General features: G+C 70.2%; 10 protein-coding genes and 1 tRNA gene. 2 read left to right on the plus strand and 9 right to left on the minus strand.

Annotation, left to right across the window (positions count from 1 at the left end; genetic code table 11):
• Positions 1-25 precede the first annotated feature (25 nt).
• The 6 genes from ASD23_RS09535 to ASD23_RS09560 form a co-directional block, all read right to left on the minus strand.
• Positions 26-5,251: an Ig-like domain-containing protein gene (locus tag ASD23_RS09535; protein ID WP_056009754.1), complete on the minus strand. Its 5,226-nt coding sequence runs from the start codon at positions 5,249-5,251 to the stop codon at positions 26-28.
• On the minus strand, positions 5,248-5,949 hold the full coding sequence (locus ASD23_RS09540; protein WP_056009756.1) for a hypothetical protein: 702 nt from the start codon (positions 5,947-5,949) through the stop codon (positions 5,248-5,250). The genes ASD23_RS09535 and ASD23_RS09540 overlap by 4 nt, the downstream gene beginning before the upstream one ends.
• Complete coding sequence (locus ASD23_RS09545) at positions 5,937-7,634, minus strand: serine/threonine-protein kinase (protein ID WP_056009758.1); 1,698 nt, start codon at positions 7,632-7,634, stop codon at positions 5,937-5,939. Before ASD23_RS09545 ends, ASD23_RS09540 begins: the two co-directional genes overlap by 13 nt.
• Positions 7,634-8,881, minus strand: coding sequence for an FHA domain-containing protein (locus tag ASD23_RS09550; protein ID WP_056009760.1), 1,248 nt, complete (start codon positions 8,879-8,881; stop codon positions 7,634-7,636). Before ASD23_RS09550 ends, ASD23_RS09545 begins: the two co-directional genes overlap by 1 nt.
• Entirely contained in the window at positions 8,862-9,755 is an 894-nt protein-coding gene (locus ASD23_RS09555; RefSeq protein ID WP_235507696.1) for a PP2C family protein-serine/threonine phosphatase, read from the minus strand. Before ASD23_RS09555 ends, ASD23_RS09550 begins: the two co-directional genes overlap by 20 nt.
• Before the next feature lie 123 nt (positions 9,756-9,878).
• Entirely contained in the window at positions 9,879-10,916 is a 1,038-nt protein-coding gene (locus tag ASD23_RS09560; protein WP_056009762.1) for a TerC family protein, read from the minus strand.
• Between the two features lie 253 nt (positions 10,917-11,169).
• On the opposite strand from ASD23_RS09560, the gene ASD23_RS09565 reads away from it, so the two are divergent.
• Positions 11,170-11,868 (plus strand): TIGR00645 family protein, encoded by a 699-nt coding sequence (locus ASD23_RS09565; RefSeq protein ID WP_235507697.1) that lies wholly within the window; start codon positions 11,170-11,172, stop codon positions 11,866-11,868.
• A 156-nt stretch (positions 11,869-12,024) separates the two neighbouring features.
• On the opposite strand, the gene ASD23_RS09570 is transcribed toward ASD23_RS09565, so the two are convergent.
• Together ASD23_RS09570 and ASD23_RS09575 are read right to left on the minus strand one after the other, a co-directional pair.
• Positions 12,025-12,097, minus strand: a tRNA-Glu gene (locus ASD23_RS09570).
• A 98-nt stretch (positions 12,098-12,195) separates the two neighbouring features.
• Positions 12,196-13,098, minus strand: coding sequence for a diacylglycerol/lipid kinase family protein (locus ASD23_RS09575; protein WP_056009764.1), 903 nt, complete (start codon positions 13,096-13,098; stop codon positions 12,196-12,198).
• A gap of 61 nt (positions 13,099-13,159) precedes the next feature.
• On the opposite strand from ASD23_RS09575, the gene ASD23_RS09580 reads away from it, so the two are divergent.
• Positions 13,160-13,795, plus strand: coding sequence for an MBL fold metallo-hydrolase (locus ASD23_RS09580; RefSeq protein ID WP_056012861.1), 636 nt, complete (start codon positions 13,160-13,162; stop codon positions 13,793-13,795).
• Between the two features lie 20 nt (positions 13,796-13,815).
• On the opposite strand, the gene ASD23_RS09585 is transcribed toward ASD23_RS09580, so the two are convergent.
• On the minus strand, positions 13,816-15,285 hold the full coding sequence (locus ASD23_RS09585; protein WP_056009766.1) for a serine hydrolase domain-containing protein: 1,470 nt from the start codon (positions 15,283-15,285) through the stop codon (positions 13,816-13,818).
• Positions 15,286-15,431 lie beyond the last annotated feature (146 nt).

The following is a 15,431-nucleotide window of genomic DNA, read 5'->3' on the forward strand; positions in this document are numbered from 1 at the left end:
CGGCACCGAGGCGAAGGGTCGGTGCTCAGCAATCCGGCACGGTGCGTGCGCCACGGTTCGTGTGCGCGGCGAGCACGAACCATCCGTTGTAGACGCCGCTCGCCTGCGCCATGTAGAAGTAGCTCTCGCCCCAGCGCTGCGACCGGCAGACGGCGTCGATGACCGTGCCGGCCGGGATCATGCCGGCGGAGTTCATCGTGCACCCCCGCTCGGCGTTCGTCGGCGGGTTCGTGTACGTCGAGTCGGGTTCCGGGCAGGTGCTCTGCGTCACCGTGGTGCCGTTGGCCGGCACCCACGGCGCGGTCGGCGTCGCCGTGCCCGACATGGTGCGGGGGCCGCAGCCGGCGACGTTGCACGCCGCGACGAAGTATCGCGAGCCCGCCCCGTTCGCGCCGGTGGCCGTCGCCGTCGTACCGGTCGCCGTGCCCGATCCCCCCGGTGTGCCCTCGAACGTCCATTCGTATCGCGTGATGCCGCGACCGCCGTTGTCGGACGGAGGCGCCCAGCTGAGCGAGAGCCGCGCGTCTCCTGAGGCCGACGCGACGAGGTTCGCGCTCGCAGGGGCTCCCGGCAGGCCGAAGGGCGTTCCGGAGGCACTCGACGGCGACGCGCCCGACGTGCCGATGCCGTTCGTCGCCTCCACCTGGAACCGATAGGCCGTGCCGTTGGCGAGCCCCGAGACGGTGTGCGCGAGCCCTGCGGCGTCGGCGGCGAAGTCGGCGCTGCCGCCATTCCACGAGAGGCGATATCCCGAGATCGCCGAGTTGTTGTCGGGTGGAGCCGACCATCGGACGCTCACCGACCCGTTCTGCTCCGAGACGATGAGGGGCGCCTTCGGCACGTCGGGCCGGTCGCGAACCGTCACCATGACCCTGCCCTGCGTCTCGCGCGCGGCATCCTTCGTGGCATCCTGGACGCGGTAGATCACGCTGAGCGTTCCCGTGAACGAGGCACCGGTCCGTACCGTGATCCCCGTCGCCGTGTGCGACACCGCTGCGCTCGACCCGACGTCGGTCTGGTCGATCTCCGCGCCGATGACCCGCAGTGCAGTGCCGGGGAACGGATTGACGTCGTTGGCGAGCACGTCGAACGTCGCCGAGTCGCTTCGCAGCATCTCGAACGGCCCGTCGTCGAGCGCCTGGGGCTTCGCGCGGGTCGACGACACGACCGTGACGTCGACGTGGCCGGGCACCGTGAACTCGCCGAGCACGACGTCGAACGAGAGTCGCGTCGTCGTTCCCGTCGGGACGCCGAGCGGAGCCGAGACGGTCAGGATGCCGCCGGCCGCCGTCGCCGCGATGTCGGCCGTCGCCCCTCGGAGGTTCGTGTAGTCGACCCGCTCGAGCATCGCCGGGTTCGGGTGGGAGGTCGATGACCGCAGATCGAGCGAAAGCGGCGCCTCGCCGGCCTCGATGGTCTCGGCTCGCGGTGTGAACACGGGTGGCGTGTCGGCGAACTCGGGGTCACCGACGAACACCGGGATGGTGAGGAACACGCTGCGTCGATCACCGGATCTCGCATCGGCCCGATCGGTGACCTCGAACGTGACCGACGCCTCGCCCCGGTAGTCGCGCTTCGGCACGTACTGCAGCGTCTGCTCGTCGACGAACGACGGCTCCGCCCAGTTCGTGCTCGTCGCGCTCAGTGCGCGCGCCGGACGACCCGACGGCGCGATGACGATGTCCGGGATCTCCCACGAGATCCGCCCGTTCATGGGTATCACGATGCGCCCGAGATCGGCGAGGTACGGGTCCGCGGCATCCTCACCGGCTGCGGGAACCACGATGAACGCCATGGCGTCGAGTTCGTCGAGCTCGTTCGTCAGCCGGAACGCGACCGCGAATCGGCGCGAGCTCGGCCGCACCTCGATGCTGCCGTTGTCGAGCACCGTGGCGCGAGCGGCGTTCGGTCCCTCGACTCGCACCGCGAGCTCGTCGACGAGGCCGCCCGGATTCGAGGCATCGCGCAGGGGGTCCACCAGCACTGCCTCGTCGCCCACGACCTCGGCCGGCTCGATCACCTGGTCGGACGCGGTCGGTGGCAGGATCACGGCATCGCGCTTGACGAGGATCTGCACGAACGCGGTATCGGCCCCGCCCCGACCGTTGGACACCTCGTAGCGAAGCGTGAACGCGCCCTCCCGGTCGGGAGCCGTGACGACCACGCGACGGCGATCGCGGATCTCCGCCTCGATGGCGTCGTCGACCTGCGGCAGGTCGACCACGCTGAGGGGGCGCCCGCTCGGATCGGAGTCGTTCAGGAGCACCTCGACCGATGCACGGCGACCCGGCCTCATCTCGATCGCGTCGTCGACCGCGTTCGGCGGCGGCGAGGTCTCGGGCGGTGGGATCACGCCGATCCGGATCGCACCGGTCGCCCGTTCGCCGAGCGCGTCGTGCACCTCGTAGGTGATCGTGTCGGTACCGCTGGAGCCGGCGAACGCCTCGTAGGTGATCGACGTGCTCGTCTGGCCGGCGACCCGCCCGAGCATCGCCCCGCCGAGCACTCCCGTCAGCGCGAGCGAGTCGCCATCGGGGTCGAGCCCGTCGAGCGGGATGTCGATCGTTACCGCGGAGCCGGCGAACGTGCGCGAGGTGAGCGGCGGCAACGTCGGCGCCGTGTTGCCGCCGTCGTCGCGTGCGACGACGGTGAAGGCGATGCTCGCGCGAGCCGTCTGCTCGAAGTCGTCGGCGACCGTGTAGACCGCGGTGTAGGTACCCGGTTCGTCGGGGGCCTGGAACCGCACGCGCGAACGGTCGACGAAAGCCACGCCGCCGCCGAGCACGGGCGAGGCCAGCTCTGGCAGCACATGCATCGCCGCGGCATCCGGGTGGTAGTCGTTCTCGAGCACCGCCACCGTCGCGATGTCGCCGGCGCGAACCTTCACGACGTCGTCGAGCGCGACGGGCGGCTGGTGCTTCACGAGCGGCGGCACGGGAACGATCGTCACCGTAGCGCTGGACACGCCGCTGCCGTCGGAGACGGTGTACCGCAGCTGCAACTGGCGATCGAGCGCCTCCGTCGCGATGATCCGCAGGGCGGTGTTCGTCAGCACCTCGACCGAGACGAGGTCGTCGATCTCGGCAGTGTCGACGGACTGCACCGCGAGCACCCGGCCCGACGGGGAGACGTCGTTCGCCAGCACCGGTACCGTGGTCGGCTCCCCCGGTCGCAGGTAGGCGGTATCGACGACGGCGATGGGCGGCGGGTCCTCCGCCGGTCGCTCGACGATGCGCACGCGGATGAGGCCGACGCTGACGGATGCCCCTGCGCCGAGGTCGTAGAGCACGGTGAAGTCGCCCGGCTCGGGCGAAGAGAACGCGATCGTCCCCCGTTCGAGATCGGGCGTCGCGGCGAGCCCGCCGGGGGTCTCATCGAGGCCGAGCAGTGCCAGTGGCGCACCCGATGGGCTGAGGTCGTTCACCAGGGGCTCGAGCAGGACGGGCTCGCCGGCGAAACCCTGCGCGAAGTCCGGCGTGCCGACGGGGTTGAGCGCTCCGACGGCCTGCACGTCGACCGTCAGCGTGCCGGCAGCCGACGTCTGGCCGTCGGAGACCGTGTACGCGACCTCCTTCAGCCCGAGCTCGCCGCTCCGATGCTCGAAGGCGATGTGCCCGTCGGGACTGAACCGCACGGCGTCGCCGCCAGTGGGCGATGCGTTCACGAGGAACACGTCGTCGCCGTCGGGATCGGTCCAGTCGGCCAGCACGTTGTAGCCGATCTGCTGCCCCTGTTCGACGGCGACTGCGGCCTCCCGCGACGCCGTGGGTGCCGTGTTCTCCCCGATCGGGACGATCCGGACGTTCACCGCCGCCTCGGCGACGCCCGAGCGCCCATCGTCGACGGCATAGCGGAACGACACCGTTCCCGCCGCCTCGGCGGCCGGCGTGAACTGGAGCGCGCGGCCGTCGTCGATCACCTCGAGCCGCCCGAGGGACGCCGCGACGTCGGACACCGAACCGATCGTGAGCACGTCGCCGTCGGGATCGGTGTCGTTTTGGAGCACCTCGAGCAACGTCGTGCGATCGGGCCGCACGCCGAGTTCGTCGTCGCGCGCCGTCGGCGGACGATTGGACTCGGTCCGTTCCGCGAGCGTGTCCTCGAACACCTGCTGGGCGCTCTTCTCGTCGCCCTCGAGCGCATCGGACTCCTCGGGCGGCGTGACCTCCTCCCAGTTGTCCACGAGCCGGAGGTTCGCATCGACGAGCCACGCGTTGCCCGAGGTCAGGTCGTTCAATGCGACCACGTCGCGATTGACGCGGAACTCGAGTCGGGCGCCGAGCGTCGATGGCTCGATCCGCGACTGCAGCGGCTTCGAGGCATCGCACAGCGAGAGGTAGGACGCCGAGTTCGCCCACGCCGCGTGCACGCAACCGTCGACGAACACGGGTGCGGCGACCTCGTCGCCCGACTGGGCAGGCGCCGACGCCGCGGCATCCGCGTCGAACTCTCGCACCGTCCCTCCGGCCAACGGCACCTCGAACAGCGAAGCGGCACCCGCGATGTACGCCGACTCGTGCCCCGCTCCGGACTGCTGCAAGCGCAGGCCGTCACCCGGCAGCTCGATCTCGCGCCCGTCGACGAGCAGCACGTCGCGGTCGGTGTCGAGGATGACGGCGTGCTCCCCGACCACGGCCAACTGATGCGCACCGAGCTCCGGCAGCTCCGTGGAGAGCGTCGCGCCCCCGTCGCCGTCGAGCCGGTGCAACTCGCGCGCACCGGGCTCCGACACGAAGGTCGCGCCGTCGACTCCGACCGCGAGCTCGGCATCGGCGCCGACCTCGAGTACCGGCTTCGTCGCGCCGGCGTCGAATGACAGCTCGCCGCCGGCGGGGATCGTCCAGACCTCGCCACGCGGCGACAGCACCGCGAGCACCTCGCCGCCGTACGCCACTCGCGAGCCGATCGGCACCTCGACGCGCTCCGTCAGCGTGGTGAAGGCCGGGTCGATGCGCTCGATCGAGCCGGCGTCGCGATCGTAGAGGAAGACGTCGGCGCCGTCTTGGAGCACGTCGGTGCTGTTCGACTGGGTGGCGACGGCCGCATCGAGTTCCTCGATCTGCCGGTTGAGCCTCCCGGCGAGGAGATCGTCGCCATTGGTGACCCAGACCTCACGGGCCCTCAGATCGGGGTCCGTGACGGGGAATCCGCGGTGCAGGGCCGCGACCGTGACACCGCCCACCGCCATGAGCGACAGCACGACCACCGACGCGAGGCCCCTGCGCGCCCGGAACGACGGGAAGAGCGTCACTCGGTCGCCGCGTCGAGCAACGGCAGGTCGTCGATGCTCACGAGGCGTGTCGCGACCGCGTACTCCACGAGTCGAGCACGACGGTTCGTCGCCAGCTTGCCCCTGCCGCCGCGCAGGCCGTCGACGCCGATGCGGTCGAGCTTCTCGCAGACGTTGTCGAGCTTGCGGTTGAAGGTCGTCATGCTCCAGCCCAGACGGGCCGCGGCCTCGGCTGAGCTCGGCACGAGCGCCCGCCCGCCGGCCGGCTGCGCGAGCACGTTCTCGGCCAGCGACACCACGAGCAGGCGCTGGCTGGAGGTGAGCGTCACCGGGAGGATCGTCGTGCCGCCGTCGGTGGGGGCAGCGGTGAGCGAGGTGTTGTAGAAGTCCTCTTCGGCGTGCACCGTGAAGTCGTAGGTCGTCGCACCGGCGCTGAACATCACGTGCACGGTCTGGAAGACGAGCGGGAGCTTCGCGCCCGGCGCGAGCCATGCCTGCACGCTGCCCGTCGCGTCGGAGATCGTCGCGGAGAGGATCTGCCCGACGTTGGAGAGCCACCACAGCCCGTACTCCGACGACAGCGTGAGGAACGTGCGATGCAGGTAGGGGTTGTCGTCGATCGTGAGGTCGGACTCCCGACCGATGGTGAACGGCTCGCCGACCTCGACGGTGTACGACTCACCGCAGTACTCGACGCGGAGCGGCCTCACGGCGTGCACCCCGTCTTCGCATCGGACACCTTGCTCCCGCGCTGCACCTGCACCTCGATGCACGTGCGGTTGCCCGCGGACGTTCCCTCGACGGTGATCGTCGGACCCTTCGACACCTGCTTCTCGCCGGAGCCGTCGGACCGCCACCACCGGTAGAGGTCGTCGTCTTCAGGGTCGGAGTGGGACACCTCGAACTTGACGCTCGACCCGTCGGCGCTCGCGACGCCGGTGGAGACCACGGGAGCCGGCACCGCCCCCGTGACGACGGCGTTCTCGCCGCCGGGCTTCGCAGTCTCGACCGCGGGCGACTCGGCCAACGTGCCGGACATCGCGATCGCGATGCCGATCACGGCGGCGACGACGGCACCGGCGACGATGCCGATGACGAGTCCGACTCGGCTGCGTCGAGGTGCGGATGTCTCGGCTGCACGCGACGCCGCGACCGGCTCGCCGTGCACCCCAGGTCGTGCCGGGCGCACGATCGTCGAATCCGGTGCGGTCATCACGTCCACCGACGGCGCACCCCCGCCGGGGGAACGCACGATCGTGGCATCCGACATCTCGACCGCCGCGGGCCGGCGCACGACGGTGCCGTCGTCGACCGGGCCGACGACGGACGCGGCGGGTGCCTGCGCCTGGATCTGTTGCGGCGAACGTGCCCGAGTGGCGTCGTCATCGGCCTGCACGGCGCGAGGCGCCTGCGCGTCGACCGTGCGCACCGACCGAGCGCGGGTCGCATCGTCGTCGTCGGGCTCCGCCTCCTCGCGTGCGCTCGCGAGGTTCGGAACCTCGATGCTCGTGGCCGCGTAGCCGAGCTCGAGCTCGACGCGCTGCAGCGCTCGAGCGAACTCGACGGCACTCGGGTAGCGGTCGTCGCGCCGGCTGGCCATGCCCTTCGCGAGCACGGCGACGAGGCTGCGCGGTACGTCGGGGCGGTCCATCGGCGTGATCGCTCCGCGCTCGATGCGCCCGATGAGGTCGAGCGACCCGTTCGAGCGGCCGGGGATCTCGAACGGGGTGCGCCCGGCGATGAGCGTGTGCACGGTCGCCGCGAGCGAGAACACGTCGCTGCGGGTGTCGGGCCGCGGGTCGTCTTCGAACATCTCGGGAGGCGACCACGGCACGCTCATGCCGACGGCTGACGGGCCGGATGCGGTGCCCGAGGCGAGTTCGCTCGCCGTCACGGTGTGCACCGGCAGTTCGCCCTCGAGGTTCGACGAGATGCCGAAGTCGGTGAGCGCAGGCCAGCCGTAGTCGTTCGTGAGCACGTTCGCCGGCTTGATGTCGCGATGCAGGATGCCTGCGGCGTGGGCGGTCGCGATCGCGCCGGCGAGGCGCACGCCGGTGCGCAGCGCGTCTTCGATCGAGAACGGTTGACGCTTGTACCGCTCGGCGAGGCTCGGCCCGGAGCAGTACTCCATCACGAAGTACGGGCGACCGTCGGCCGAGACGTCGGCATGGAAGATCGTGACGATGAACGGATGCGCCGACAGTTGCGCCATCAGGTTCGCCTCGGCGACGAACTGCGCCTTGGTGTCGCGGCCGAGCCCCTCGGCGAGCAGCACCTTCACCGCCACCTTGCGTCGGGGCAGCTTCTGCTCGTACAGGAAGACGTCGGCGAACCCGCCCGACCCGAGCAGCCCGTGGGCCGCGTATCCGGGCAGCTCCGGCGGAATCGACGGGGCGCGGCGCATCAGCCGCCCACCACCTGGATGGTCCAGCCACCGCCGAGGTCGACGACGGTGCCGGTGAGCACCGGGGTGGGCTCACCGGATCGCAGCTTCACGGGGGGCTTGCCGGGCGCCACCACGTGGGTGCCGTTGCGGGAGTGCAGGTCGGTGATGACGACGGTGTCGCCCTCGAGCGCGAGTCGCACGTGGCTCCGCGAGATGTCGGGATCGCCGAGGCCGATCGTGATGAGTCTCGGGATGCGGCCGCCGGACACCTTGCTCACGCTCGGCGCGCGGCCGAGCACGACCTCGTGGCCGATCGCCTCGAGCGTGCCGTCGGGCATCCTGATGCTCGCCTGCGCCACGGGCTCGGCCGCCTGCAGCGTCGGCGCCTCCTCGGCCGGCGTTCCGGCCGAGGCGCGCGCTGCGCGCGCTTCGCGGAGTCGCTTGATGTCGATGCTCGCGACGGTCATCCCGTCGTGATCGCCGTCGACGGGAGCGGCCGCAGGTGCCGCCGTCGGCGGACCGGCGGGCAGGCCGTTCGTGAATGCTGACGAGGGGCCGGCGATCGTCTCCTCATCGGGCACCATCGTCAGTTCGACCGGGGCCGTCACTCGCGCAGGCGCGGGCACCGGAGGAGCCGGAGAGACCGGTGCCGCGGGAGCCGGGGCGGCCGCGGGCGCCGGAGCAGCCGCGAGAGCAGGAGCGGCCGCGGGAGCCGGAGCAGCCGCGGGAGCAGGAGCGGGCGGAGCCACCGGCACGGGAGCTGCGACGGGAGCGGCCTCGCTGGCCGGGGCCGCGGCGGTCGACGGCGCGTCGAGCTGCACGGGCGCGACGGGTTCGACACCGTCGGAGACGATCGAGCGCAGCGGCACGACGGCCTCGACGACGGGCAACTGCGGCGCGGAGGCATCCGCACCTCCATCGACGACGACCTCGATCGAGGAGCCGCCGTCGAGCACGCGCTCGACCCAGGTGGAGACGCCCGCGTCGTGGATCTCGTCGGACGCGGAGCGCACGGTGATGGGGCCGCGTACCACGACACGCGCCGTGCCGGCCTCCTCGTCGCGCACGACGAGTGCGAACGACGGCGTCGCCGCGAGCCCCTGGGCGGTGAGCCGGTCGAGCACGAGGGAGGTCGGGTCCCCGGTCGCGAGCTCGGGCCAGAGCGCGGCCAGTCGATCGGCCGCATCAGCGGGAACGACGAGGATCACTCCGCCGCGAACGGCCGCGAACCACGCCGCCTCGGAATCATGCCGGTACGTCGCCATCTCCGCCTCCCCCGGTACGCGGCCGCGTGTCCTCGGCCGCTCTCGACAGTCGTCCGCGCCGATCGCGCGTCGTCTCATCATCATCGTCGTCGGATCCGAGCACGGACTCGACGACGATCGCCGTCACGTTGTCGCGGCCGCCATGCGCGAGCGCGAGGTCGACCAGTTCGCCGGCGAGCCCCGCCGCGTGCCCCGTGTCGCCCGCGAGGATGTGCGCGATCGTGCGATCGTCGACCTCCTTGGTGAGGCCGTCGCTGCACACGAGGAACACCTGACGGCCCGCCGCGGGGATCAGCCAGACGTCGGGATCGACGAACTCGTCGGCACCGAGCGCTCGAGTGATCACGTTCCGTTCGGGGTGGCGTTCGGCTTCCTCGGGCTGGATCAGGCCGGCGTCGACGAGCTCCTGCACTGCGGAGTGGTCGACGCTCAACTGCTCGAGGGTGCGGCCGTCCCAGGCGTAGACCCGCGAGTCGCCGATGTTGAAGACCATCCAGTGGAAACCCGCGCCGTCGCCGGCATCGACGAGGGCGATGCCCGACAGCGTCGTTCCCGCGACCGCGGTGCCCTCTTCTCCGGCCTCGCTGAGCGAGCGCACCGCCTCGTTCGAGCTGTGGATCGCGTCGAGCACCTGCTCGGGCGACGAGGGGACACCGAACTCGAGGTGCCGGGAGAACGTCTCGATGACGGCCTGGCTGGCGGCGTCTCCACGCGCGTGACCGCCCATGCCGTCGGCCACCAGATAGACGGGTGCCTCCGCGAGGAACGAGTCCTCGTTCACGCTGCGGACACGACCCACGTCGGTTCGCGCGCTGTGCGCGATGAGCGCGGCTCCTCGCGTCAGGGCGACGACGCCCTCGCCATCACCTGACACGGTTCTCCTCGGATCGAGCGGGAAGGGTGGCGACCGCGACGATGCGTCCGGCGCCGAGCCTCCACGCTAGCAACTCCGGGGCGCTCTCGATGACGCCTGTGGATCGGGACGGCCCCATCGAGGTCACTTGCCGTCGGAGTGGGAGTCCTCGGTGAAGTGCGGCACCTCGTCCATGAGCTTGTGCCCACGCGACTTCGCGTCGTGCCGTGCCTTCAGGAGGCTCGCCACGGTCGCGACCGCCATCGCCGCGAGGATGACGCCGAGCGACATCCAGGTGGAGATCTCGGGCGCCCACTCGATGTGCTCGCCCCCGTTGATGAACGGCAGCTCATTCACGTGCATGGCGTGGAACACGAGCTTGACGCCGATGAACGCGAGGATGAAGGCGATGCCGTACTTGAGGTACTCGAGGCGTTCGAGGAGTCCGCCGAGCAGGAAGTACAGCTGACGAAGGCCCATGAGTGCGAAGACGTTCGCGGTGAACACGATGAACGGACTCTGCGTGATGCCGAAGATCGCCGGGATCGAGTCGAGGGCGAAGAGCAGGTCGGTCGTGCCGATCGCGATGAAGACGATGAGCATCGGCGTGAAGAAGCGCTTGCCGTCGATGACCGTGCGGAGCTTGACGCCGTCGTACTCGTCGGTGATCGAGACACGGCGGCGCAGGATCCGCACGATGAACGTGTCCTTGTCCTCGTCGTCCTCGTGACCTCGCACCTGCTGGATCGCGGTCCATACGAGCCAGGCGCCGAAGATGTAGAAGATCCACGAGAAGTTCTCGATGAGCGAGGCGCCGAGCAGGATGAAGATGCCGCGCAGCACGAGCGCGATGATGATGCCCACCATCAGCACCTCCTGCTGCAGCTTCCTCGGCACCGCGAACTTCGCCATGATGATGACGAACACGAAGAGGTTGTCGATCGAGAGGCTGTACTCCGTCAGCCAGCCGGCGAGGAATTGCCCGGCGAACTCGCCGCCCGCGAAGAAGTACATGAGGCCCGCGAAGATCAAGGCCAGCACGACGTAGAAGACGACCCAGAGGGTCGATTCCTTCATCGACGGAACGTGCGGGCGCTTCAGGACGAGCAGGAGGTCGGCGACGAGGATCAGCGTCAGGACGACGAGGGATCCGACTTCGAACCAGATGGGGAGTTCGAGCAACGTTTGCCTTTCGGAGTGTGCGGGGACGACGGAATCCGAAAGTCTCTCCCCCTGCCGATTCGCAGGTCCCACGCCCGGAGCGGCGGCAATGGCGCTCGTACTGACGATCGTGGGTCGAGGCCTGGCCTCGCGGGATACTCCCCTTCGCTCTCGCGAGTCTAGCCGAACCCGGCCAGCGCCCAGGCGCTACCCGGCACAGGTTTTCGTTCGACGCGCGCCAATAGAATCGGGGTCCCCACGAGAAGGAGTGCCTGTGAGCTCGACACCCCCCGCCCGCCAGTACCGCACGACCCCGGGCTCGGCCCTCGTCGGCTACGCCATCTTCGCGAGCCGCTGGCTGCAGGCGCCGCTCTACCTCGGGCTCATCCTCGCCCAGGCGATCTACGTGGTCGTGTTCATGATCGAGCTCTGGCATCTCGCCGAGGGCGTGATCGCACACCCCGAGAAGATCGACGAGGCGGACATCATGCTCGCCGTCCTGGGCCTCATCGACGTCGTGATGATCGCGAACCTGCTCATCATGGTGATCATCGGCGGCTACGAGACGTTCGTCTCGCGCATCAACGTCGACGGCCACCCCGACCAGCCCGAGTGGCTGAGCCACGTCAACGCGAACGTGCTGAAGGTCAAGCTCGCGATGGCGATCATCGGCATCTCGTCGATCCACCTGCTGAAGACCTTCATCGAGGTCGGCGACATGACCGACGGCCTGGCCAAGGGCACCGAGACCGGCCAGAGCTACAGCTCCGAGGGTGTGATGTGGCAGGTCATCATCCACTCGGTGTTCATCCTGTCGGCGCTCGCGCTCGCGCTCATCGACCGCATGTCTTACCACAAGGTCGCACCGCACGAGGTGCACGACGGAGTCCCCGTCGCATACCCCGACGCCCACTCGGGCCTGGGCACGGATTCCACGAAGCTCGAGCCCGTCGACTCCGGCTCGCACCGCTGAACCACACGTCGGGGCGCGGCGTCGAGACGGATGCCGCGCCCCGACGCAGTTCGTGCGGGGCCGCCGCCCGCGGCACAGCGCTCCTACGCCTGAAACGCAGAAAAGCCCTCGCAAATGCGAGGGCTTTTCTGCTTGTGTTGTCGCATGTCACATACGTGACCCCAGCGGGATTTGAACCCGCGCTGCCGCCGTGAGAGGGCGGTGTCCTAGGCCGCTAAACGATGGGGCCGAATCGACAACTTGAAGAGTATGACACAGCATCGGGGCCGCCGCAAAATCGAGGCCGCTGCGACATCCGCTCGGGGTCATCAGCCCGACGACACCGGCTCAACAGAACACCGAGAGCGCCCCAGGGACGATCTCGACGTCGACCGGAAGCTGGCCGATGCGCTCGCCGTCGGCGTAGGCGACGATGTCGTCGGCCTCGATGCGCACCTGGCGGCCCGTGAGGAACTCCACCGCCGGATGGTCGGCATGACGACCCGCGAACACCTTCGGGAAGACGGCGACGAGGCGGGCACGCGAGAGGGGGTGCACGATGAAGACGTCGAGCAGCCCGTCCGAGAGGTCGGCGTGCGGCACGATGCGCATGCCGCCGCCGATCGACGAGTTGTTGGCCACCGAGACGAGCATGGCGCGCTGCTCGCGGCGCACGCCGTCGATCGTGATCGTGTAGCTGCGGGGGCGGAAGGTGATGAGCTCGCGCACCATCGCGAGGGTGTACCTGCTCGGTCCCTTGGGGCGGGTCATCCCGTTCGCGCGTTCGTTGACGACGGCGTCGAACCCGGCCGAGACGACCGACGCGAACCACGTGCGGAGCTCACCGTGCCGGACCAGCCCGGCGTCGATCACGCGCGGCGGCCTGCCGAGGGCCTCGACGAGCGCCTCGGTCGCCGCAGCCGGATCCTCGAACGGCAGCCCGAGACCGCGCGCGAGATCGTTGCCGGTGCCCGCGGCGACGATGCCGAGCGGCACGCCCGTGCCGGCGAGCAGGTTGACGCCGAGCGAGACCATGCCGTCGCCACCGACGACGACCAGGCCGTCGGTGCCGAGCGAGAACGCGGACTCGACCTCGCGGCGCAGCAGTTCGAAGTTGGCCTCCCGCAGCACCGACACCGCGTACCCCTCGCGCATGAGCCGTTCAGCGACTGCTGGACCGACTGCGCGGCGGCGGCCGAACGAGGCTGCGGGGTTGATGGCGACGATGAGTCGCCGTGGCGTGGTGGACATGGAGCGAGTCTGGCAGGCCGCGACCTTGCGCGCCGCCGCCGCCGAGGTGTTGGCTCGAAGCATGCGCATCACGAAACTCGAACACGCCGCACTCGTCGTCGAGGACTCCGGCGACAAGTTCTACGTCGACCCCGGCAAGTTCACGACGCCGATCACCGAGTCGTCGGGCGCCGTGGCCGTCGTGATCACGCACCAGCACGACGATCACTGGACTCCCGAGCAGCTGACGCGCATCCGCGAGGCGAACCCCGACGTGCGCATCTTCGGTCCCGCGGGCGTCGCCGCCGCGGCGGCCGACTTCCCCGTCGAGACCGTGCAGTCGGGAGACGTCGTCGAGGTGGGCCCGTTCCGGTTGCGGTTCTTCGGCGGCCGGCACGCCGTCATCCACCCCTCCATCCCCGTGATCGACAACCTCGGCGTGCTCGTGAACGACGCGCTCTACTACGGTGGCGACTCGTTCACGATGCCGGGAGTGCCCGTCGAGATCCTCGCGGCGCCCGCAGGGGCGCCCTGGATGAAGATCAGCGAGGCCATGGACTACGTCGTCGAGGTCGCACCCCGGCGAGCGTTCCCGACGCACGAGATGGTGCTCTCACGCGCCGGCAAGGCGCTGTCGAACGCCCGGCTCGCCTGGGCGACCGAGCAGGGCGGGGGCGAGTACGTGCCGCTCGAGCCGGGCGAGACGCTCGACTTCTGACGATCCTCGCGCAAGCAGGCTCAGGCGCCGGATGCCTCGGGGCCGTCGACCTTCACGAGGAAGGTCTGCGCGCGAGTGGCGGCGAGCGGCGTCATCCGCACCTCGACGCGGAGCCGTCCGGTCGCGCCCGGCAGGAACCAGACCAGGTGGTCGGGCGAATCGCACTGGGTGTCGATCGGCGTTCGGCTCGCGGCCGTGCGTCCGCCGACGGCCACCCATGCAGCCTCGATCGCGGCTCGGCGCTCGGCGTACGGCACATCGAGGCCCACGTTCGTCGCGAGCACTGCCGACGCCGCGGCATCCGACCACTCGTTCACGATCGCGCTCAGCGCGACGGATGCCTCGAGTGTCTCGGGCCACGGCGCCGGTGACGGCGTGACCGGGCTCAGCCGATCCGCTGCGTCGAGCAGGATCGCGAGCGCGACCTCCGCACCCTGCGACACGCGAGCGTACGTCGCGTTCTCGAAGGCGACGACGCCGAGTCCGGATGCCGCGTGCCAGCGCATGTGTGCGCTGAAGCCCGGGTACCCGCCCGAATGCGAGGCGATCGAACCGAATCGCTCGTCGAGCTCGACGAAGAGGCCGAACCCGTAGCCGTACACGACGGGCGGTGGTGCCAGAACCGCACCGGGCACGGCCGGCGGGCTGTAACGCTTCGGTGCGACACGCACGAGCTGCTGCATCTCGCGGCGGCTCGCCGCACTGAGCGGGCCGCGCTCGAGACCCGTCGACGCCTCCGCGAGCCAGTTCCCCCAAGCTGCGAGGCTCCTCGCCGAGGCGAACAGCCCGCCGATCGCCGAGAACACCCCCGGCCCGGTGAACGGGAGCCCGAGCCATCCGTCGTCCTCGACCCGTCGATGGCCCGTCGCGACGGACGTCGCAGCGTCGGCGGGCCGGTCGAATCGCATGTCGAGCCCGAGGGGTTCGATGAGTTCGTGCGTCACGAAGTCGGTGAACGCCACGCCCGAGACCCGTTCGACGATCTGGCCGAGCACGGCGTATCCGAGGTTCGAGTACTCGAAGCCCGTGCCCGGGACCGTGGCGCAGCGGATGCCCGCGGCGAGCGTCGCACTGAATTCCTCGCGCGTCATCGACTCCTCGCGATCGGCCCAGGGGTCATCGGTGGGCAGGCCACCCGACATCGTCATGAGCATGCGCACGGTCGGATCGGCGTCGATGCCGCCGGGCACCTCGGGGGCGAACTCGGGGACGAGCGATCGCGCCGTGGCGTCGAGGTCGAGCAGGCCGCGATCGCGCAGCAGCAGCAGGGCCGCGGCCGTGAAGCTCTTCGTGCAGCTCGCGATGCGGAACAGGGTGTCGGGGCCCGGCACTGGGCGCCCCGCGTCGAGCGACGCGGCGCCGGTGCCGCCGCTCGCGACGACGCCGCTGCGATCGAAGACCGCCCAGCTCCCGCCCGGCGCGGTGCCGGTCGCGATCCGCTCCGCGAAGACGGTCTCGACGGCCTGCAGTGTGTCGATGGCGACGGTCATGATGCTCCTCATCCGGCGCCCCGCGGCGGGGCGGAACCAGCGTACAAGTCGGAGGTTTCGCATGAGTTCCTGGCTCGCGTCTGTCGCTCTCCGACAAGCGGGACGCGCCTTCGCCGCCCATCCGTTGGTGATTCGCACACAACTTC

It is taken from the genome of Agromyces sp. Root1464, assembly GCF_001427265.1.
Taxonomy (GTDB): Bacteria; Actinomycetota; Actinomycetes; order Actinomycetales; family Microbacteriaceae; genus Agromyces; species Agromyces fucosus.

What these genes read in the sequence shown, in the direction of transcription:
- ASD23_RS09545 (WP_056009758.1), bottom strand. Translation starts at nt 7,634, where the DNA reads ATGCGCCGCGCCCCGTCGATTCCGCCGGAGCTGCCCGGATACGCGGCC.
- ASD23_RS09550 (WP_056009760.1), bottom strand. Translation starts at nt 8,881, where the DNA reads ATGGCGACGTACCGGCATGATTCCGAGGCGGCGTGGTTCGCGGCCGTT.
- ASD23_RS09575 (WP_056009764.1), bottom strand. Translation starts at nt 13,098, where the DNA reads ATGTCCACCACGCCACGGCGACTCATCGTCGCCATCAACCCCGCAGCC.
- ASD23_RS09580 (WP_056012861.1), top strand. Translation starts at nt 13,160, where the DNA reads ATGCGCATCACGAAACTCGAACACGCCGCACTCGTCGTCGAGGACTCC.
- ASD23_RS09585 (WP_056009766.1), bottom strand. Translation starts at nt 15,285, where the DNA reads ATGACCGTCGCCATCGACACACTGCAGGCCGTCGAGACCGTCTTCGCG.